This window comes from Kineosporia babensis, assembly GCF_021129305.1.
In the GTDB taxonomy this organism is placed as follows: domain Bacteria; phylum Actinomycetota; class Actinomycetes; order Actinomycetales; family Kineosporiaceae; genus Kineosporia; species Kineosporia babensis.
In genome coordinates this window covers 122,408-141,999 of sequence record NZ_JAJOMB010000013.1, presented here as the reverse complement: position 1 = coordinate 141,999, position 19,592 = coordinate 122,408, and the positions used below count along the sequence as shown (strand labels likewise).

Here is a 19,592-nt window from a genome sequence, read left to right as displayed (position 1 = left end):
ATCCGGTGCCCATCATCCGTGACACCCTGACACGGTGTCCCTCGACCCCGCCTGCCTGCCCGACGGTGCGCTCCCCCTGCTGACCGAGCGGCATCTCGCCACCCTGACCACGCTGCGCGCCGACGGCAGTCCGCACGTCACTCCGGTGGGGTTCACCTGGGACGCCGAGGCGCAGCTGGTGCGGGTGATCTGCTCCGGAACCAGCGTGAAGGCGCGCAATGCCGCACGGGGTGGCCGAGCGGCAGTAGCGGTGGTGGACGGACGCTACTGGCTCACTCTGGAGGGGAAGGCCTCGGTGCTTACGGACGCTTCCGACGTCCAGGAAGCGGAGCGGCGGTACACCGAGCGCTACAAGCCCCCGCGCGAGAACCCGGCCCGGGTCGTGGTGACGATCAAGGTCGACCGGGTCCTCGGTCACGTGCCCACCCCCTGATCCGCAATGTCATAGCCGCATGATGCTGCGGCAAAGGTTGCGCCGGGGTTGCCCCGCCCTGGTCCAACCTGTCCGCTCGAGTCAGCGGGCTTGGGTCGCAGCTGGCGGGCCTAGGTCGCAGTTGGCCGGCTCGTGGGGCATGGCCGCGAGCAGGGTGATCAGGCAGTGCCGGCGATCAGGCAGCGCCGGTAGTCAGGCGGCGTCGGTAGTCAGGCGGCGTCGGTAGTCAGGCGGCGTCGATGATGAGGCGTTCGACGGCGTCGGGGGCGAAGATGGCGTCGGCCACGGACAGGGCCAGGCCGATCGGGCCGGCGTTGTTGTCCAGCGAGCTGCGCACGATCTGCAGACGTGTGGTGGCCAGGGGCAGTGAGCGGCGGTAGACCATTTCGCGGATGCCGGCGAAAAGTTGCCCCTCCACGCGGGCCAGTTGACCCCCGATCACGATCACCCGGGGGTTGAAAAGGCTGACCGCCCCGGCAATCGCCGCGCCTAGGACGCGACCGGCCCGACGGGTGATCTGCACGGCAACCGGATCTCCGGACAAGGCCAACTCGATCGCCGCATCCACGCTGGACACGTCTCGGCCAGCCGCCTGCAGGTCGCGCATCAGGGCCCAGCCGCCGACGTAAGCCTCGACGCAGCCGATGTTTCCGCACCGGCACAGCGGCTGGTCCTCATCGTCCGGCTGGCTGAGCTGGGAGTGCCCGATGTCCCCGGCCGCACCGTCGGCCCCGCGGTAGATCTGCCCGCCCATCACCACGCCGGCCCCGATACCGGTGCCCAGCTTCAGCATCAGCAGATGGCTGACCGTGGCGTAGTTTCGCCGGTACTCGCCGAACGCCATCGCGTTGACGTCCTTCTCCACCTGCACCGGGCAGTCGTAGACCGCGGCGAACCGGCCCCGGATGTCGTAGCCGTCCCAGCCGGTCATGATCGGCGGGTTCACCACGGCGCCGCGGGCGAAGTCCACCGGGCCGGGTACCGACAGACCGATGCCGTGCACCTCCAGCGCAGAGTTGCCGGTCTCGGCCAGCAGCGCGGTGAACTCCTGCTCGACCAGGGTCAGGATGGCGTCCGGGCCGGTCGTGATGTCGATCCGCTGCTGCCGCTCCGAAGCAATGACCCCGTTCAGGTCGCAGACCGCTGCCCGCATCCCGGTGGCGCCGAGATCGGCCACCAGCAGCACCCCGCGCCCGGCGTTGAAGGCGAAGCGGGTGGCCGGCCGGCCGCGGGTGGGGCTGTCCTCCCCCGCCGGGGCGATCAGCCGGGCCTGAAGGAGCTGGTCCAGCCGCTGGTTCACCGTGGTGCGGGAGAGCCCGGTGCTGGTCATCACCTCGGACCGGGTGAGCGCACGACCGCTGCGGAACAAAGCCAGCACTTCGCCCACACCGCTGTTCACGCTCCCGGACGCAGCAGTACCTGCGCCGTCCGGGTGCAGTTGGGACGCGGTGGGGACCTGGGGGGCGGCACTCATCGCAACATCTCCGTGGGGACTGGGCAGCACGCCGACGAGTCAACGCTGAACTCGTGGGTATCGAACACCGGACCATCCTAGTTCTGCCTAGTCGGTTTACAAAAGGCTCGCTCTAAATGATTGACAGCCGACGCAAGTGGGCGTGTAATCGACCAGTCAGTTGGCGGTACGAAGCCGTACCCGTTCGCAAAGGAGGCTCCAACGTGGGAGCCAGCACCTCGATCCGACGCATCGCCACGCTCGGCGTGACCATGACCTTCGCCGCCGCTGCCCTGGCAGCCTGCGGTGACTCCTCGTCCTCCGGCGACGCCGGCTCCGGCGGTTCCGCCGAGTCGGCCAAGGTCGCCGCCGTGATCAAGGGCCTCGACAACCCGTTCTTCCAGACCATGGAGGACGGCATCGAGGCCGGCGCCGACACGCAGGGCCTGGACACCACCATCCAGGCCGCGAACTCGATCACCGACACCACCGGCCAGGCCGACAAGCTCACCGCCCTCGCCGGGCAGGACTTCAGCTGCTACATCGTCAACCCGATCACCGGGACCAACCTGGTGCAGGGCCTGGCGCAGCTGGCGGCCAAGGACAAGACGATCGTCAACATCGACTCCCCGGTCGAGGAAGAGGCCGCCAAGGCCGCCGGCGCCACCCCCGCCACCTACATCGGCACCGACAACGTCGAGGCCGGCAAGCTGGCCGGCGCCGAGATGGTCAAGCAGATCACCTCGGGCGAGGTGGCCGTGATCGGCGGCACCGCCGGCGACGTGACCAGCGGCAAGCGGGTCGAGGGCTTCAAGTCCGGCCTCAGCGCCGACGTGAAGGTCGTGCAGGAGGTCGCCGCCGACTGGAACCGCGAGAAGGCGCTGACCCAGGCCACCACCGTGCTGCGCGCGCACCCCGACCTGAAGGGCTTCTACGTCGCCAACGACGACATGGCCCTGGGCGTGGTCCGGGCCGTGGAGGACGCCAAGAAGACCGGCGACGTCAAGGTGATCGGCACCGACGGCGTCGAAGAGGCACTGACCTCGGTCAAGGACGGTGGCCTGACCGCCACCGTGGCCCAGTACCCCTACACCATCGGTGAAATGGGCATCGAGGCGTGCGCCGCCGCGGCCAAGGGCGCCACCCTGCCGGCCACGGTCAACGCCCCGGTCGAGCTGGTCACCGCCGACGTCGCGGACAAGGCCCTGGCCGCCACCCCGAAGCCGTTCGGCGAGTACGAAGACCCGATCGCCGACCTGCTCAAGTAGGTCCCCCGCCGCATCCGGAACGCGGGGACGGCTTACCCCTTCGCAGAGCCGTCCCCGCCCTCCGGCGAGCCAGCGCGCCCGAACCGCGCGCAAACGTCCCCCATTCTTTTCGAAAGCATAAGGCTCGAAAGGTTTTTCGATGTCAGCGACCACCCTCGACGCGCCCCCGGCATCCCCGGCCCAGGCCCGTAGCCAGCGACTGCGAGACCCCGCCTTCTGGGCCGACTGGGCCGCCCTCGTCGGCCTGATCGGCCTGACCATCGTGTTCCAGTCGCTGAACTCGACCTTCCTCAGCTCCGGCAACGTCCAGTCGATCCTGGTCGCCGCCGCCATCCTGATCATCCTGTCGATCGGGCAGACCTACACCATCGCCACCGGCGGCATCGACCTCTCGGTGGCCTCCGTGATGACCTTCGCCGCAGTGGTTTTCGGCTGGAGCTTCACCGAGGGCTGGGCACTGCCGCTGTGCATGGCCGCCGCGGTGGCCACCGGTCTGCTGGCCGGCGCGCTGAACGGTTTCATCATCGCCAAGGGCAAGATCCCCGACTTCGTGGTCACCCTGGGCTCGCTCAGCGCCGCCTCCGGCCTCGCGCTGATCCTCTCCGACGGCAAGCCCACCACCGTGATCAGCCCGTTCCTGCTCAAGCTGTCCACCCAGGGCATCGGCATCTTCGGCTGGACCTTCCTGCTCGCCCTGGTGCTGGCCGCGCTCACCCACGTGCTGCTGTTCAACACCCGATTCGGCACCCACGTGCTGGCCGCCGGCGGCTCCGCCGAGGCCGCGACCGCCACCGGGATCAGCACCGCCCGGATCAAGATCGCCGTCTACACCATCTCCGGTACCCTGGCCGGCCTGTGCGGGATCCTGCTGGTGGCCCGGATCGGCGCCTCCTCCCCCGCCGCCGACACCACGATGACTCTGAACACCGTCGCCGCCGTCGTGCTCGGCGGGGTCAGCCTGCTCGGCGGCCGCGCCACCATCATCGGCCCGGTCCTCGGCGCCCTGGTGCTGACCGTCCTGGTCAACGGCCTGACCCTGGTCGGCGTCTCGCAGTTCTACCAGCCGCTGTCGGTCGGCATCGTCGTGGTGCTCGCCGCTCTGTTGATGAGGTTCCAGAAGTGACTGCTGCAACCACCACCCAGGCCCTCGTCTCGGTCGAGGACATCAGCCTCTCCTTCGGCAGCGTGCGCGCCCTGCGCGACGTCTCCCTGACCCTGCGCCCGGGCGAGATCACCGCGCTCGTCGGGGACAACGGCGCCGGCAAATCCACGCTGGTGCGCTGCCTTTCGGGCATCCACCGGCCGGACAGCGGCCGGATCGTGTTCGACGGCGAGGAGACGAAGTTCTCCAGCCCGGAGGACGCCCGCAAGGCTGGGATCGAGACCGTGCACCAGAACCTGGCGCTGGTCGAGGACCTCACGGTCTGGCAGAACCTGTTCCTGAACCGCGAGCTCACCAACCCGCTCGGCCTGCTCGACCGCAAGGCGATGAAGCGCGAGGCCCAGCGCATGGTCTCGACCCTGGCGGTGAACGTGCCGAACGTGACCTCCACGGTGCGGCGCCTTTCCGGAGGCCAGCGCCAGGCGGTCTCGATCTGCCGGGCCGCCGGTTTCAGCTCCAAGCTGGTGATCATGGACGAGCCCACCGCCGCGCTGGGGGTCCAGGAGACCGAGCGGGTGGAGCAGCTGATCCTCAAGCTTCGCGAGGACGGCCACGCCGTGCTCCTGATCAGCCACAACTTCGCCCAGGTGATGCGGCTTTCCGACCAGGTCTGGGTGATGCGCTCGGGCCGCTGCGTGGCCGGCCGGCGCACCGCGGAGACCACTGGCGAGGAGATCGTCGCGCTGATCACCGGCGCCAAGCAGTCCTGAACCCTCTGAGACCTAAGGAAAACCATCATGAACCCGTTGGGCGTTCACGCACTGGTCTGGGCCGGCAGCACCTCCCGCGAAGAGGTCGAGCTGGCGGTCCGCAGCACCAAGGAAGCCGGCTACGACCTCCTCGAGTTCTCCCTGCACGACGGCCTGGACATGGACGTCGCGCACGCCCGCGCCGAGCTGGAGAAGGCCGGCCTGCAGGTGGCCTGCTCCCGGGGGCTCGCCCCGGACGCCGACGTCTCCAGTGAGGACCCGGCCGTGGTTGCCCGCGGCGCGCAGCTGCTGAGCTCCTCCCTGGAGATCACCGCCGGACTGGGCGGCAAGATGTTCGCCGGGGCGCTGTACAGCGCGTTCGGCAAGGCTTCGCAGCCGCTGTCGGACCGGGGCCGGTCGAACGTGGTCGGCGTGCTGCGCGATCTCGCCGCCCAGGCGGCCAAGGACGACGTCACGCTGATGCTGGAGATCTGCAACCGGTACGAGACCAACGTCATCAACACCGCGCACGACGCGCTGCTGCTGGCTGACGACATCGGCGCCGACAACGTGAAGATCCACCTGGACACGTACCACATGAACATCGAGGAGACCGACATGGTCCGCCCGGTGCTCGAGGTCGGCGACCGGCTGGGCTACGTGCACATCGGCGAGAACCACCGGGGTTACCTGGGCAGCGGGCACATCGACTTCACCGGGTTCTTCCACGCCCTGGCCGACATCGACTACACCGGCCCGATCACCTTCGAGTCGTTCTCCTCGGCCGTGGTCGCCCCCGGTCTGTCGAACGACCTGGCAATCTGGCGCAACCTGTGGTCCGACGGCATGGACCTGGCCAAGCACGCGCAGTCCTACCTGAGCAACGGACTCGCCGCAGCGCGGCACCCGTGAACGGCGTGCCCGTGCCCGCCCAGCACACCACGGCAGGGCATGATGCCTTGGTGCGACCGACGCTGGACGAACTGGCCGCCCGGGTACTCAAGCTGGCCGCGGGGAGGATGGGCGATCGGGTCATCGTCGGCATCGCCGGGGTACCCGGGGCCGGCAAGAGCACCCTGGCCGAGAAGCTGACTTTGGTGCTGGCCGACCGGATCGGCGCCGAGCAGGTGGCGCACGTGCCGATGGACGGCTTCCACCTGGCCGACGTGAGTCTGGACCGGCTCGGGCTGCGGGATCGCAAGGGAGCACCGGAGACCTTCGACGCCCTCGGGTACGCGGCGCTGCTGCAGCGGCTGCGGGACTCCGGCGGTGTGGTGTACGCGCCGGGGTTCGAGCGGACCATCGAGCAGCCGATCGCCGGGGCGATCCCGGTGGCGCCGGGAGCCCGCGTGGTGGTCACGGAGGGGAACTACCTGCTCCTCGGCGGCGACTGGGACAAGGCCAAGGAACAGCTCGACGAGGTGTGGTTCTGCCGTACCCCCGAGGACCTGCGGCTGGAGCGGCTGCTGGCCCGGCACGTGCGGTTCGGCAAGACCCCGGAGTTCGCCGCGCAGTGGATCGAGCAGACGGATCAGCCCAACGCCGCCCTGATCGAGGCCTCCAGCCACCGGGCCGATCTCGTGGTGGAGATGGACTGAAACCCTTCAAAAACTAAGGACGGGGTGCGCACCTGGGTGCGCACCCCGTCCTTACGTTGTTGGTTCAGACGGTCTGGACGACCAAAAGCTCCACCACGCGGTCCAGGAACGCGTCGACCGAGGCCTCGCGATACCCCCGGGAACCCCGCCGGCTCTTGAACACCGCCAGGCGCACCGCGTCGGGCGGCAGCGGCTGCCCGACCGCGAACGACTCCTCGATGCGGATGCACAGGTCGTCCACCGCGTCGATGTCGTAGGTGAGCTCCATCCCGCTGCCGCGCGGGAACCGCTCGCCGTCGGCCCGGCCGAGCTGGGCCCGCAGCGACTGCTCCTGCGTGCGCAGCTGGGTCTGCCAGGCCTGGCTGCCGCTGCGCTCTTCACCGCGCTGCTTCTCGCGGCGGGCGAAGGCATCCTCGATCCGGTCCAGCGCAGCGTCCACCGCGTCCACGTCGTACCCGCCGCGCACCAGGTCGAAACCGACCGTGCGGACGTGCCACGACGTCATCGCGGGCCCACGCCCGTTCTCCTCGTACGCGGCCCGGGCCCGGCCGAGGAACGACTCGACCTGGTCGACGTCGTAGCCCTTGGACATGCGGCCTGCCCGCGGAAAGGTCTCGCTCACAGCAGCCATTCTGCACCCGACAACCGGGTCCGTGTGACCTCGTCGCCCACGAGGACACGTGAAATTTGCGGCTGCGAACCAGTCGTGATGCCTCTGTTACTCAGAGCGGCGACTGTGCCCACTTCGGCCGAGACATTTACCCCGGTAAAAGATCAGGCCGTTTGCCTTCCGGTAAAAGGTCACACGGTGGCGGCGAGCTGACCGCAGGCCCCGTCGATCTCCTTACCCCGGGTGTCGCGAACGGTGGTCGGCACCCCGCGTTCCCGGAGCGCATTCACGAACGCGTTCTGGGCCCGCATCGTGCTGGCCGTCCACTTCGAGCCCGGCGTGGGGTTCAGCGGGATCGGGTTGACGTGCACCCAGCCCTTACCCCGGCGGTTCAGCTCCCGGCCCAGCAGATCGCCGCGCCACTCGTGGTCGTTGATGTCCTTGATCAGCGCGTACTCGATGCTGACCCGGCGGCCGGTGGCGTCGAAGTAGCGGCGCGCGGCGTCGAGCGTCTCCCCCACCTTCCAGCGGGTGTTGATCGGCACCAGTTCGTTACGTAGTTCGTCGTCCGGGGCGTGCAGGCTGAGCGCCAGGGTGACCGGAATGCCCTCCCCGGCCAGCTTGTCGATGGCGGGGACCAGGCCGACGGTGGACATCGTGATGCCCCGCGCGGACATGCCCAGACCTTCGGGGGCCGGATCGGTGAGCCGGCGGATCGCCCCGACCGCGGCCTTGTAGTTGGCCAGGGCCTCGCCCATGCCCATGAAGACCACGTTGCTGACCCGGGTGGGCTGGGTCTCGGTGTCGTCGCCCAGGGGTGCGCCCTCCTGGGAGTGCTGCTTCAGCGGGGCGGCGGTACGCATCATCCGGGCGGCGGTACGGACCTGCTCGACGATCTCCGCGGTGGACAGGTTGCGGGTCAGCCCGGCCTGGCCGGTGGCGCAGAACGGGCAGTTCATCCCGCAGCCGGCCTGGCTGGAGATGCAGACCGTGGCCCGGTCCGGGTAGCGCATCAGCACGCTCTCGACCAGGGCGCCGTCGAACAGCCGCCAGACCGTCTTGATCGTGGCGCCGTCGTCGCAGACCAGCTCGCGCACCGGGGAGATGAGCTGCGGTGCGAGTGCATCGAGCAGGCGCTGCCGGGAGGCGGCGGGCAGGTCGGTGAGCTCGTCGGGCACCAGTTCGGCCAGCCGCTCGAAGTAGTGCACCGACAGCTGGCGGCCCCGGAACCCCTTCTCGCCCAGTTCCTTGACCGCCTCCATCCGCTCGGCGAGCGTCAGGTCGGCCAGGTGCTTGGGCGGCTTGCCCCGGCGCGGGGCGATCATCAGCAGCTTGCCCGGCTCGGGAGCGGTCGGCTTCGGCTCGGGAAGGGGTTCGGGGCTCATCTTTGCTTTCTTCGGGATCAGAGCAAGAAGTGCAGGAGGAGGTAGACCACGGGGGCCGTCGGGAGCAACGAGTCCATCCGGTCCATGATTCCGCCGTGACCGGGCAGCAGGTTGCCCATGTCCTTGATACCGAGGTCGCGCTTGAGCAGCGACTCGGACAGATCGCCCATGGTGGCGGTGAGCACCGCCGCGACGCCGATCGCCAGGCCCACCCAGGGCGCGCCATCGAGCAGGAACACCACGCACGCGGTGCCCGCGATCAGGCAGGTCAGCAGCGATCCGGCGAAGCCCTCCCAGGACTTCTTGGGGCTGACCTTGGGCGCCATCGGATGTTTGCCGAAGAGCACCCCGGCGATGTAACCGCCGATGTCGCTGGCCGCGGTGACCACCAGGAAGGTGACCACCTGCTTGGGGCCCTGGTCGGCGGCCAGCATCAGGATCGCGAAACCGGCCAGCAGCGGCACGTAGGCGGCCACGAACAGGCCCGAGGTGACGTCCCGCAGGGCCCCGTCCAGGCCCTCCACGATCCGCCACAGCAGGATGCCGAACCCGGTGAGCATGTAGCTGGCCAGCAGACCCTCGGGTCCGGCCACGTAGGCGGACACCAGCATGCCGAGCGAGCCCACGGCCACCGGGATGACCGGCACCACGATCTGCTTGGCGGCCAGTGCGCCGGACAGTTCCCAGACCGCCAGGACCACGACGAACGAGGTCAGGGCGACGAACGCCTCGGGTCGGGTGAACAGCGAGAGCAGAGCCAGGCCGGCCAGGGCCGCACCGACGCCGATCGCCGCGGGCAGGTTGCGCCCGGCCCGGCCGTGATCCTTCGCCGCCACGGCCACGATGGTGGCATCCGGTTCGGGTGGGTGCTCCATGTTGCGCAGTGCGGCGACGGCCCGGCGCTGGCGCACCGGACGGGTGTGTTCCTCGATGTCGTCGGACTCCGGGGTGTCGTAGGCGGGGTGGTAGCCGCGCTCGGTCTGGGCCTGCTCGCGCGGATCCGGGTGGCTGCGCTGGCCGGCGTGCGGGGTGCGGTGATCCGGCGTGCGCTGATCGGGGTCGCGGCGGCGCTGGCGGACCGGGCGGGTGCGGCCCTCGTCCTCATCGGACTGGTTACGGGCCGGATCAGCGGACGGGTACGGCTGGCCGCCGCTCTCGGGGAACGGGTCCGGCTCGTGGCGGTCCCGGCCGAACGGGCCGGTCCCACCGGTCTCCGGGCCTCGGCGCGCGCCTCGGCCACTGGCGCGGTTGCGCCCGGTGTCGGGGAACGGGTCGTCCACTGCGTCGTCCCGGCCGGTCATCCGGGTCCGGCCGCTCACGCTGTTCCGGCCGGCCGTGTCATTGCGGCCGGTCATGCCGTTGGGGCCGGTCGTGCCGTCACGGCCGGTCGTGCTGTTGCGGCCCGTTGTGCTGTTGCGGCCGGGGCTGGGGAACGGATCCTCGTCCCGGTCGAAGGGGCTGCCGGTCTCGCCGGTCGGCGGACCACGGCGGGCATCGCGCGCCGACGGACCCGGACGGTGACGGTCGAACCCGCCCTGCGGGGTCTGCGCACGGGAGTCCGAGCGGCCACGAGCGGCAAAGCCGCGCCGGCCATCGTCTCCCATTTGGTCTTCGTAACCCCGCTGGCCCTCGTAGCCCCGCTGGTCGTCGTGGCCCCGCTGGCCCTCGTAGCCCCGCGCCCGGTGGCCCTCGGCCGGCGTGCCCGGGCGTGCGAAACCACCCGAACGCGCTTCGTCGGCGGGCGGGTTGCGGTACGGGTTCACGATCGGGATCCCGCCGGACAGGGTGTTGCGCTGGGGCAGCCCGGGATGCGACTTGCCGCGCTGGGGCACGCCCTGCTGCGGTTCCGGCTCGTCCCAGGGCTGCTGCTGGCTTCGGGGGGAAGGCGATGGTGACTGCTGCGGCCGTTGCCGGCCCCAGGGCTGCTTCGGCTCGCCCGGCTCACCGGACGAACGGTTCAGCACCTGGTCGAACGACGACGTGGAAGGGCCGTTGCTGCGCAGGCCGTGGCCGCGATTGCGGCCGAAACCGCGCTCGCCGCGCTGCCCGTCGTCCTCAGGCTCCGCGGACGCCCCCAGCGCACCGGCGCCCCGGTTGTCGCGGCCGAACCGGCCGCCACCGAGACCCGGCCGCTGACGTCGCGCCGCGCCGAACGCACCACCGGAGGTCTGCTCCCCGCCACGGGGTGTGCCCTCGGGCCCCCAGGCGCTGTCTTCCCCGGGCGCGTCCGGCCCAGGAGCGTCCTGCCAGAAATCACCGGCACCAGGCGCGGAATCGCGCGCGGCCCGGCGTCCCCGGCGGGACGGGGGGTCGGACGGACCAGAACCTCCGGCCACGCTCATACCTCGAGGAGCTCGGTCTCCTTGTGCCGGAGCAGCTCGTCGATCGAGTCCACGTGGGACTTGGTCGCCTGCTCCAGCTCCTTCTCGGCGCGGGCACCCTCGTCCTCGCCGATCTCACTGTCCTTGACCGCCCGGTCGAGCGTCTCCTTGGCCTTGCGGCGCACGCTGCGGATCGAGATCCGGGCGTCCTCGGCCTTGGTGCGGGCCAGCTTGATGTACTCCTTGCGGCGCTCCTCGGTCAGCACCGGCAGCACGCAGCGGATGATCTTGCCGTCGTTGCTGGGGTTGACCCCCAGGTTGGAGGCCCGCAGCGCCTTCTCGATGTCGTTCATCGCGCTGACGTCGTACGGCTGGATCAGGATCTGCCGGGCCTCGGGCACGGTGAAGGAGGCCAGCTGCTGCAGCGGGGTCGGGGCGCCGTAGTAATCGACCACGATCTTGTTGAACATGGCCGGGTTCGCCCGGCCGGTGCGGATGGCGCCGAAGTCTTCCTTGGCGACCTCGACCGCCTTGTCCATCTTCTCCTCGGCCTCGAGGAGGGTCTCGTCGATCACTGTCGCTCCTTCATCGCTACCTGCTTACAGGCTGTACCAACCGTGGTGCGCGGCCGCGAAGGCCGTCAAGCTTGCTAGGGAGTACCGGGACTGCCCGTCCTACGCCGCTCAGGACGTGACAAGCGTTCCGATTCTCTCACCCCGTACGGCGGCCGCGATGTTGCCTTCGCCCTCCATGCCGAAGACCACCATGGGCAGCTTGTTGTCCATGCAGAGGCTGAAGGCGGTGGCGTCGACCACCTTGAGCTGACGGGTCAGCGCGTCGGTGTAGGTGACCTCGTCCAGCTTGCGGGCGGTGGGGTCCTTGCGGGGGTCGGCGCTGTACACCCCGTCCACCCCGTTCTTGCTCATCAGGACCGCGTGCGCCTTGATCTCGAGGGCGCGCTGGGCGGCCGCGGTGTCGGTGGAGAAGTACGGCGCGCCGAGCCCGGCGCCGAAGATCACCACGCGGCCCTTCTCCAGGTGCCGGATCGCCTTGCGCGGGATGTAGGGCTCGGCGACCTGGCCCATCGTGATCGCCGTCTGGACCCGGGTGTCGATCCCCTGCTTCTCCAGGAAGTCCTGCAGCGCAAGGCAGTTCAGAACGGTGCCGAGCATGCCCATGTAGTCGGCGCGGCCGCGGTCCATGCCGCGCTGCGACAGTTCCGCACCCCGCAGGAAGTTGCCACCGCCGATGACGATGGCGATCTGGATGCCCTCCTTGGACACGCCGGCGATCTGCGCGGCGAGCTGGGCGACGACGTCGGGGTCGACACCGAGCTGGCCGTTGCCGAAGACCTCACCTGAGAGCTTCAGCAGCACCCGGCGGTAGGACCCACCGGCGATCGGGGACTCTGACATCCAGCTGTACCTCCTGTTTCGTGTGTTGGGGGCAGTCTGCCGTATCCGGCGCGCGGGGCAGAAAAAAGCCGGTGAGAGGCTGGTCTGCCTCTCACCGGCTGAAGACCGGCAAGCTTGCGCGCGAGCGCGGTTCGCCACCGGGTGGTACTACCGGCTGAGTGGATCAGCAGCCGGTTCGGTTCAGACGCCCACCCGGAAGCGGTAGAAGCCGACGGCCGTGATGCCGGCCTCGTCCAGGACCTTCTGGACGGTCTTGCCCTGGTCCTTGGCGAACTTCTGCTCGACGAGCGCGTTCTCCTTGAAGAAGCCGCTCACCCGGCCCTCGACGATCTTCGGCAGGGCGCCCTCGGGCTTGCCCTCCTCGCGAGCGGTCGCCTCGGCCACGCGGCGCTCGTTCTCCACCACGTCGGCGGGGACCTGGTCGCGGGTCAGGAACTTCGGCGGCAGGGCGGCGATGTGCATCGCGATGTCGCGCACCACGTCGCTCTCGCCGCTGGCGCCGAACAGCACGCCCACCTGCGGCGGCAGGTCGGGGCTGGTGCGGTGCAGGTAGGACGCCACGGCGGGGGCCTCGAGGCGGGCCACGGCCCGCAGCTCGATCTTCTCGCCGATCGAGGCGTTGCCGTCGTCGAGCAGACCCTGCACGGTGCGGCCGTCGGCCAGCTCGCTCTTGAGCAGGCTGTCCACGTCGGCGGCCTTGACCGCGACGGCCTGGTCCAGGACCTGCTGCAGCAGGGTGGCGAACTTCTCGCCCTTGGAGACGAAGTCCGTCTCGCAGTCGAGCTCGATCAGAACGCCGACGCCGGCCTCGGTGTGAGCCGCGACCGCGCCCTGGGACGTGGTGCGGGACTCCCGCTTGGCCACGCCCTTCTGGCCCTTGACGCGCAGGTACTCGACGGCCTTGTCGTAGTCGCCGTCGCTCTCGACGAGCGCGTTCTTGCAGTCCAGCATGCCGGCGCCGGTGCTGTCACGCAGCTTCTTGACGTCGGCGGCGGTGTAGTTCGCCATTGCCATGACTCCTGTTGGTATTGAAGGAGGTCGTCAGGTTTTCTTCGGGAAAGGGTGCGCCAGGGATCCCCCGGCGCACCCTTGTCACCGGATCAGTTGGAGGCAGCCTCGGCGGCGGGGGCCTCCGTGGCCTCAGCCGCGGGGGCCTCGGCAGCCTCGGGGGCGGAGGTCTCGGCGGCGGTGCCCTCAGCGGCAGCGCCCTCGACGACCGGCGCGCTCTCGGCCTGGCCGGCCAGCAGCTCGCGCTCCCACTCCGGCAGCGGCTCGGCCGCAGCGGCGGGGGCTTCGGCGGCCGCGGCGGTGTTCTGTCCACCACCGTGACGCGTCATCAGGCCCTCGGCGACGGCGTCGGCGACCACGCGGGTGAGCAGCGTGACGGAGCGGATCGCGTCGTCGTTGCCCGGGATCTTGTAGTCGACCTCGTCCGGGTCGCAGTTGGTGTCGAGGATGGCGACGACCGGGATGCCCAGCTTGCGGGCCTCGTCGACGGCCAGGTGCTCCTTCTTGGTGTCCACGATCCAGACCGCGCTCGGGACGCGGGCCATGTCGCGGATACCGCCGAGGGTGCGCTCGAGCTTGTCCTTCTCACGACGCAGGACGAGCAGTTCCTTCTTGGTCATGCCCGACTTCGCCACGTCGTCGAAGTCGATGACCTCGAGCTCCTTGAGGCGCTGCAGCCGCTTGTGGACGGTCTGGAAGTTGGTGAGCATGCCGCCCAGCCAGCGCTGGTTGACGTAGGGCATGCCGACCCGGGTGGCCTGCTCGGCGATCGGCTCCTGCGCCTGCTTCTTGGTGCCGACGAAGAGGATGCTGCCGCCGTGGGCGACCGTCTCCTTGACGAAGTCGTAGGCGTTGTCGATGAACGACAGCGACTGCTGCAGGTCGATGATGTAGATGCCGTTGCGCTCGGTGAGGATGAAGCGCTTCATCTTCGGGTTCCAGCGACGGGTCTGGTGCCCGAAGTGCACACCGCTGCCCAGCAGCTGGCGCATCGTGACGACGGCCATGTCATTCTCCTTGGCGCGCACCACCAGGGGGTGGGCGCAGTTCTCTCGGTTGGTTCACGGCACCGGGTGGTGCCGTGCCTGGTGTCCGCGACGTCCTGAGACCCTTCCGCCGGCCGCCCAGGGGGCCGTCAGGTGCAGGACCGAGCGAGACGCCGCGCCGCCGATGAGGCGGACTGCATGCGGACACGCGAAGTCGACCGGCATACGCCGACCGCAGGTGAAGTCTACCCGCACTCGCAGGTGCGGGATGACGACGGTCTGATAACCACGGGGCGGTGCTGGACATTCCGGGTCAATGAGGGACGGGGTGGCTGGGGTGACGGCGAGAGCTCGGACGTGGGGGTGGCCAGGTTGAGCGGCACGGGTGACTGGCTCGCCCGGCGGGCGGTGCGGGCTGATCGTGAAGACCAGGGGCGCCGCTTCGGTCTTCACGATGGCGGCTGATCGCGGCGATATTCGGTGACGATGCGGTAGTCCTTGGCCGGGCCGTCCACCTTCATGTCCACCTTCAGCACGCCTTGCTGGTCCAGGCGGTAGGTGCCGCGGTACTGGTCGGCCAGGCAGTCGTGCACGTCGGCAGCGCTCCAGACCGGGCCGGCGGGGTCGGTGCCTTCCAGATCGAAGGAGAGCAGGTGCATGGTTGCGCCGTCGGCGAGCAGGACCCGGATCCGGCCGTCGGGTTCGAGCACGTACTCGTACTCGCGGTAGGCATCGCCCACGTGACCGGTGGCCAGGCGCAGCTCCACGTCTTCGCGGTAGTGCAGGCGCCCCGAGCCGGCCTCGGCGAACGTGGCGACGCCAGTGGCTGTGCCCAGACCGGGCTCGATCACCCGATTCAGCACCCAGCGACCAGGAAGAGTGGCGAACACCCTCCCGGCGATCCCGCCCGCGGTTTCCGCTGCTGGCCCGGTACCCGCTGGCTTGGCGGCAGCTGTAGCGGTGGCCGCTGCTCCGGTGGCCGGAAGTTCGACCGCCCGGACGTCCGCCTTGATCGCCGCTTCGTCTGCGAGCCCGTCTGGAACCGGGTCCCCGTTCACCGTCACTTGCACAGCTCATCGCATCGGAACAGCTGCAGTCCATCCAGATCGGCCAAGGCCGTCAGAGCCTCCTGTTCCGGGGTTCAGAGCGTTGCGGCGCGGGTGGCCGGTGCGCAACGTCTGGTGGGACCTCTTCTGGCCTAGGGCCCGTCCTGTGGATCATGGCCGTAGCGAGGAGGTGCCCGGGGCGTCGGCTGGGCGTGGCCGGTGGGGCCCCTCGCAATGGTTTTGCGTGGGGCCACACCGGACGCGTCCAGACGGCGTCCCGGGTGCCCCGCAGTAGGCAAAGATCCACAGGACAGGCCCTAGGGTTCGGGCATGGTGGACGGCACTTGGCGCAAGGTCGCGAAGGCGGCGGGGCTGCTCGACTCCAGCGGGGTTCCGGCGCCCACGATCTTCGCCCGGATGAGCGCTCTGGCGACGCAGACCGGCGCGATCAACCTGGGGCAGGGTTTTCCGGACACGGACGGGCCGGCGGTGGTGCTGGAGGCTGCCGTGTCGGCGATCCGGGGTGGGCAGAACCAGTACCCGCCGGGTAAGGGAATCGCGCCGCTGCGCCGGGCGATCGCCGAGCACCAGGGGCACTGGTACGGCCTGGACGTGAACCCGGACACCGAGGTGCTGGTCACGGCCGGGGCCACCGAGGCGCTCACCGCCAGCATCGTCGCGCTGACCGAGCCGGGCGACGAAGTGGTGGTGCTGGAGCCGATCTACGACTCGTACTCGGCCGCGATCGAGATCGCCGGCGCGGTGCGGCGCACGGTGAAGCTGGAATGGCCCGAGTACCGGCTGCGGGCCGAGGCTCTGGCCGAGGCGGTGACCGACCGGACCCGGCTGATCCTGCTGAACACGCCGCACAACCCGACCGGGCGGGTGCTGGAGCGGACCGAGCTGGAGGCGGTCGCGGCGATCGCCCGCGAGCGCGACCTGATCGTGGTGGCCGACGAGGTGTACGAGCACCTGGCCTTCACCGACGGGGACCGCAACCAGCACGTTCCGATCGCGACGCTGCCGGGCATGGCCGAGCGGACGGTGACGATCTCCTCGGCCGGCAAGACGTTCTCGGTGACCGGGTGGAAGATCGGCTGGCTGCACGCCCGGCCGGAGATCGTCGACGCGGTGACGGCGGTGAAGCAGTTCCTGACCTACGTGAACGGCAGCCCGTTCCAGCCGGCGGTGGCCCAGGGCCTGGCTCTGCCGGACGAGGAGATCCGGGCGATCGGCAGTGACCTGGCCCGGCGCAGCGCGATGCTCACCGAAGGGCTGGCCGCAGCGGATTTCGACGTACGCCCCAGCGACGGAACCTATTTCGTGATCGCCGATGCAGCTCCGCTGGGCTACACCGACGGTGCCGCGCTGTGCAACGACCTGCCCGGACTGGCCGGGGTGGTGGCCGTGCCGGTGCAGGCGTTCGCCGAGGATCCGTCGCAGCCGAGCTCGCTGGTGCGCTTCGCCTGCTGCAAGCGCACCGAGGTGATTGCCGAGGCGGCCGAGCGTCTGGCCCGGATCCGCGGCTAGCTCAGACGTTTGGGCTATGAGCACGCTGGTCACCAGAACGAACCTGTCCCGGCCCGGAACCAGGGCAAGGGCCGGTGCGGAAGCAACACGGCCGGACCGGGCTCGGCGCCGACGAGTTCCAGCGGATCGATGTAGACCCCCTCCCGCCGGGTGCCCCAGTGCAGGCAGACCACCGGCAGGCAGTGACTACCTGGCCCGAAGCCGACCAGCTCCCCCAGCACCGCACCGCCCAGGACCGCCTGCCCACGGTGCACCCGGGTGCGCACCGGCTCGAAGCTGCTGACCAGGCCGTCACCGTGGTCGATGCTGACCACCGGCATCCCGGCGACCACCCCGGCGAAGCTGACCGTGCCCTCAGCCGGCGCCACGACCGGTTGCCCCCGGGCCCCGGCCAGATCCACCCCTCGATGCCCGGGCGACCAGGGATGCGGCCCGAGGACGAAGACCCGCTCGACCGTCGGCCGAGGGCTGAGCGGCCACCGCCACTGAGAGACCGAGGCGGACGGGCGATCGTCCTCAATTGGAAAGCCCGGCGAAAAACCAAGTACTGCGGCAAGAATCAGGATCAGTGAAGTCACTGCTCCAGGCTGCCGGGAGGCCAGGGCCGAGCGACAGCCCGGCGAGCGAACTGTGGATAAACCGGCGTTCCTGCCTACCTGTGGACAACTCGCAGCAGCCCGACGCCTGAGGTCTAGCTGACCTCGGCGAGCTTCCCGCGCAGCTGCAGCACGGCCTTGGTGTGCATCTGGCAGATCCGTGACTCGGTCACACCCAGCACCCGGCCGATCTCGGCCAGCGTGAGGCCCTCGTAGTAGTAGAGGGTGACGACGATCTTCTCCCGCTCGGGCAGCTGGTTGATCGCACGCGAGAGCATGAACTTGGTCTCCTCGCTCTCGAACGCCTGCACCGGGTCCTCGGCCTTGGTGTCCTCGAGGGTGTCGACCAGCGAGAGCTTGTCGCCCTTCTCCCCGCCGACCGTGAGCAGTTCGTCCAGGGCAACCACATTCACGTACGAGACCTGGGAGAACACCGCATGCAGCTCCTCCAGGGTCATCCCCAGCCGCTCGGCCACCTCGGGCTCGGTCGGGGTGCGGTGCAGCTCGCCCTCCAGCGCCGCGTAGGCGCGCTCCACCTCGCGGGCCTTGTAGCGGACCGAACGCGGGATCCAGTCGATCGCGCGCAGCTCGTCGATGATCGCGCCGCGGATCCGGGAGATCGCGTACGTCTCGAACTTGATCGCCCGGTCGATGTCGAACTTCTCGATCGCGTCGATCAGGCCGAAGATCCCGTAGGACACCAGGTCGGCCTGCTCGATGTTCGGCGGCAGGCCCACCCCGACCCGGCCGGCCACGTACTTGACCAGGGGTGAGTAGTGCAGGATCAGCCGCTCACGGGTGGTCTGGTCACCCGTGAGCTTGAACTTCTCCCAGAGCGCCCGCAAGGCGGCTTCGTTGGCCGCTACGGCGTCCTCCGCGGTCGTGTCGACGAGGGCGTCGCTGTTGGCAGTCACCCGGGTCCCTCCCTGCTGAGCGCCTAGTCATCCGGTCAGGCAGCTTCGTCGTACTCAGGCCCTGGGGTGGGCCTGACGGTAGCTGGCGCGCAGCCGGTCCACCGACACATGCGTGTAGAGCTGCGTAGTCGTGAGCGTAGCGTGACCGAGCAGTTCCTGTACGCTACGAAGGTCCGCGCCGCCGTCAAGAAGGTGCGTCGCCGCACTGTGGCGTAACCCGTGCGGCCCAAGCGAGGGCGCGTCATTCACCCGTTCCAGGGCCTGATGCACCACCTGCCGGACTTGGCGCTGGTTGACCCGACCTCCACGCTTTCCCAAAAACGCCGCCGGTCCGCTGTTCTGGCTGGTCAGAGCCGGTCGGCCGCGATCCAGCCAGGTTGTGAGGGCCTGCGCCGCAGGTACTCCGTAGGGCACCACCCGCTCCTTGCCGCCCTTGCCGAGGACCCGGATCGTGCGCCGATCGCGATCGATGTCGTCGACGTCCAGCGAGCAAAGTTCACCCACTCGGACGCCGGTCGCGTAAAGCAGCTCCAGCAGGGCCAGGTCGCGCACGAGTATCGGATCGCCGGGCGGGGTCTTGAGACCTTCGGCCGAATCCTCCGGGACGCCGTGCTCCACCAGCGAGGCCGCTTCGGCCAGCGCGCCGCGCGCCTGGTCCTGCCGTAGAACACCAGGAAGCCGCTGGCCTCGCTTAGGAGCCTGGAGACGGGCACCTGGGTCGACAGCGAGCCGGCCGGTGCGGAACAGCCAGCGGGTGAAGGCGCGCGCGCTGGCTGCCCGTCGAGCCAGGCTGGCGTGAGCCTGACCAGAGGTGGACAGCGCCGCCAGCCAGGAGCGCAGAACCGGCAGAGTGAGCAGGTCGTCGAGGTGATCGGGCCCGGCTCCGGCGGCTCGGGCGTGTCGCAAGAGCTCAACTGCATCGCCGACGTAGGCGCGCACGGTGTGCTCGGAGAGGTTGCGTTCGGCCGCGAGGTGCCGGGCGAACTCCTCGGTCAGATGCTGGTCGGCTGAGTAATTGGAGACGTTTGTGGGCCCGATTTCGTGCGGGTCCGGATCAGCGGGGACGGCGTCAGGATCGGGTGATCGGCCGGGGGGCTGCTCGGGCATCTGCCCACCGTCTCCTCTCCCGGATTGCGGCTCAAGCGCGGCGCGCCGGGGTGCCGCGTGGACTGGACCTA

The 19,592-nt window shown here is 69.7% G+C and carries 19 protein-coding genes; 7 read left to right on the top strand and 12 right to left on the bottom strand.

The window, feature by feature from the left end:
* Window positions 1-34 precede the first annotated feature (34 nt).
* Window positions 35-433: a TIGR03618 family F420-dependent PPOX class oxidoreductase gene (locus LR394_RS23210; RefSeq protein WP_231445493.1), complete on the top strand. Its 399-nt coding sequence runs from the start codon at window positions 35-37 to the stop codon at window positions 431-433.
* 226 nt (window positions 434-659) lie between these two features.
* Here the strand turns inward: LR394_RS23210 and LR394_RS23205 are convergent, their stop codons facing one another.
* The gene (locus LR394_RS23205) at window positions 660-1,907 is read right to left on the bottom strand and encodes an ROK family transcriptional regulator (protein ID WP_231445491.1); all 1,248 of its coding nucleotides are present in this window, start codon (window positions 1,905-1,907) and stop codon (window positions 660-662) included.
* Window positions 1,908-2,110: 203 nt separating this feature from the next.
* Here LR394_RS23205 and LR394_RS23200 point away from each other — a divergent pair, with 203 nt between their 5' ends.
* From LR394_RS23200 to LR394_RS23180, 5 genes are all read left to right on the top strand, one after another.
* Window positions 2,111-3,154 carry a substrate-binding domain-containing protein gene (locus tag LR394_RS23200; protein ID WP_231445489.1) on the top strand — a complete coding sequence of 348 codons (1,044 nt, stop codon included), beginning with the start codon at window positions 2,111-2,113 and terminating at the stop codon, window positions 3,152-3,154.
* 139 nt (window positions 3,155-3,293) lie between these two features.
* Window positions 3,294-4,277 carry an ABC transporter permease gene (locus LR394_RS23195; protein ID WP_231445483.1) on the top strand — a complete coding sequence of 328 codons (984 nt, stop codon included), beginning with the start codon at window positions 3,294-3,296 and terminating at the stop codon, window positions 4,275-4,277.
* Window positions 4,274-5,026 carry an ATP-binding cassette domain-containing protein gene (locus LR394_RS23190; protein WP_231445475.1) on the top strand — a complete coding sequence of 251 codons (753 nt, stop codon included), beginning with the start codon at window positions 4,274-4,276 and terminating at the stop codon, window positions 5,024-5,026. Before LR394_RS23195 ends, LR394_RS23190 begins: the two co-directional genes overlap by 4 nt.
* A 27-nt stretch (window positions 5,027-5,053) precedes the next feature.
* Entirely contained in the window at window positions 5,054-5,917 is an 864-nt protein-coding gene (locus LR394_RS23185) for a sugar phosphate isomerase/epimerase family protein (protein ID WP_231445473.1), read from the top strand.
* 50 nt (window positions 5,918-5,967) lie between these two features.
* On the top strand, window positions 5,968-6,603 hold the full coding sequence (locus LR394_RS23180; protein ID WP_231445471.1) for a nucleoside/nucleotide kinase family protein: 636 nt from the start codon (window positions 5,968-5,970) through the stop codon (window positions 6,601-6,603).
* A 64-nt stretch (window positions 6,604-6,667) separates the two neighbouring features.
* On the opposite strand, the gene LR394_RS23175 is transcribed toward LR394_RS23180, so the two are convergent.
* The 8 genes from LR394_RS23175 to LR394_RS23140 all read right to left on the bottom strand — a co-directional run bounded on the left by LR394_RS23175 (window position 6,668) and on the right by LR394_RS23140 (window position 15,392).
* Window positions 6,668-7,225, bottom strand: coding sequence for a DivIVA domain-containing protein (locus LR394_RS23175; RefSeq protein WP_231445469.1), 558 nt, complete (start codon window positions 7,223-7,225; stop codon window positions 6,668-6,670).
* Between the two features lie 179 nt (window positions 7,226-7,404).
* A complete protein-coding gene (rlmN, locus tag LR394_RS23170; RefSeq protein ID WP_231445461.1) occupies window positions 7,405-8,598 on the bottom strand; it encodes a 23S rRNA (adenine(2503)-C(2))-methyltransferase RlmN in 1,194 nt (397 codons plus the stop codon).
* A gap of 17 nt (window positions 8,599-8,615) precedes the next feature.
* Window positions 8,616-10,940: a phosphatidate cytidylyltransferase gene (locus tag LR394_RS23165; RefSeq protein WP_231445454.1), complete on the bottom strand. Its 2,325-nt coding sequence runs from the start codon at window positions 10,938-10,940 to the stop codon at window positions 8,616-8,618.
* The gene (frr, locus tag LR394_RS23160) at window positions 10,937-11,494 is read right to left on the bottom strand and encodes a ribosome recycling factor (protein ID WP_231445452.1); all 558 of its coding nucleotides are present in this window, start codon (window positions 11,492-11,494) and stop codon (window positions 10,937-10,939) included. Before frr ends, LR394_RS23165 begins: the two co-directional genes overlap by 4 nt.
* Before the next feature lie 108 nt (window positions 11,495-11,602).
* On the bottom strand, window positions 11,603-12,334 hold the full coding sequence (pyrH, locus tag LR394_RS23155; RefSeq protein WP_231445450.1) for a UMP kinase: 732 nt from the start codon (window positions 12,332-12,334) through the stop codon (window positions 11,603-11,605).
* A gap of 180 nt (window positions 12,335-12,514) precedes the next feature.
* On the bottom strand, window positions 12,515-13,342 hold the full coding sequence (tsf, locus tag LR394_RS23150) for a translation elongation factor Ts (protein ID WP_231445443.1): 828 nt from the start codon (window positions 13,340-13,342) through the stop codon (window positions 12,515-12,517).
* Window positions 13,343-13,434: 92 nt separating this feature from the next.
* Complete coding sequence (gene rpsB / locus LR394_RS23145; RefSeq protein WP_231445430.1) at window positions 13,435-14,349, bottom strand: 30S ribosomal protein S2; 915 nt, start codon at window positions 14,347-14,349, stop codon at window positions 13,435-13,437.
* A gap of 428 nt (window positions 14,350-14,777) precedes the next feature.
* On the bottom strand, window positions 14,778-15,392 hold the full coding sequence (locus LR394_RS23140; RefSeq protein ID WP_231445428.1) for a DUF6314 family protein: 615 nt from the start codon (window positions 15,390-15,392) through the stop codon (window positions 14,778-14,780).
* Window positions 15,393-15,704: 312 nt separating this feature from the next.
* Between LR394_RS23140 and LR394_RS23135 the strand changes: the two genes are divergently transcribed.
* A complete protein-coding gene (locus LR394_RS23135; protein WP_231445426.1) occupies window positions 15,705-16,904 on the top strand; it encodes an aminotransferase class I/II-fold pyridoxal phosphate-dependent enzyme in 1,200 nt (399 codons plus the stop codon).
* A 29-nt stretch (window positions 16,905-16,933) separates the two neighbouring features.
* Here LR394_RS23135 and LR394_RS23130 read toward each other — a convergent pair whose 3' ends face one another.
* The 3 genes from LR394_RS23130 to LR394_RS23120 form a co-directional block, all read right to left on the bottom strand.
* The gene (locus tag LR394_RS23130) at window positions 16,934-17,482 is read right to left on the bottom strand and encodes a M23 family metallopeptidase (RefSeq protein WP_231445424.1); all 549 of its coding nucleotides are present in this window, start codon (window positions 17,480-17,482) and stop codon (window positions 16,934-16,936) included.
* Window positions 17,483-17,595: 113 nt separating this feature from the next.
* On the bottom strand, window positions 17,596-18,414 hold the full coding sequence (whiG, locus tag LR394_RS23125) for an RNA polymerase sigma factor WhiG (protein ID WP_231445415.1): 819 nt from the start codon (window positions 18,412-18,414) through the stop codon (window positions 17,596-17,598).
* Between the two features lie 54 nt (window positions 18,415-18,468).
* Window positions 18,469-19,521, bottom strand: coding sequence for a tyrosine recombinase XerC (locus LR394_RS23120; protein ID WP_231445413.1), 1,053 nt, complete (start codon window positions 19,519-19,521; stop codon window positions 18,469-18,471).
* Window positions 19,522-19,592: the final 71 nt, after the last annotated feature.

Coding starts and splice junctions, on each gene's coding strand:
- LR394_RS23185 (WP_231445473.1), top strand. CDS start 5,054: ATGAACCCGTTGGGCGTTCACGCACTGGTCTGGGCCGGCAGCACCTCC.
- tsf (WP_231445443.1), bottom strand. CDS start 13,342: ATGGCGAACTACACCGCCGCCGACGTCAAGAAGCTGCGTGACAGCACC.
- LR394_RS23120 (WP_231445413.1), bottom strand. CDS start 19,521: ATGCCCGAGCAGCCCCCCGGCCGATCACCCGATCCTGACGCCGTCCCC.
- rlmN (WP_231445461.1), bottom strand. CDS start 8,598: ATGAGCCCCGAACCCCTTCCCGAGCCGAAGCCGACCGCTCCCGAGCCG.
- LR394_RS23205 (WP_231445491.1), bottom strand. CDS start 1,907: ATGAGTGCCGCCCCCCAGGTCCCCACCGCGTCCCAACTGCACCCGGAC.
- rpsB (WP_231445430.1), bottom strand. CDS start 14,349: ATGGCCGTCGTCACGATGCGCCAGCTGCTGGGCAGCGGTGTGCACTTC.
- pyrH (WP_231445450.1), bottom strand. CDS start 12,334: ATGTCAGAGTCCCCGATCGCCGGTGGGTCCTACCGCCGGGTGCTGCTG.
- LR394_RS23195 (WP_231445483.1), top strand. CDS start 3,294: ATGTCAGCGACCACCCTCGACGCGCCCCCGGCATCCCCGGCCCAGGCC.
- LR394_RS23135 (WP_231445426.1), top strand. CDS start 15,705: ATGGTGGACGGCACTTGGCGCAAGGTCGCGAAGGCGGCGGGGCTGCTC.
- LR394_RS23165 (WP_231445454.1), bottom strand. CDS start 10,940: ATGAGCGTGGCCGGAGGTTCTGGTCCGTCCGACCCCCCGTCCCGCCGG.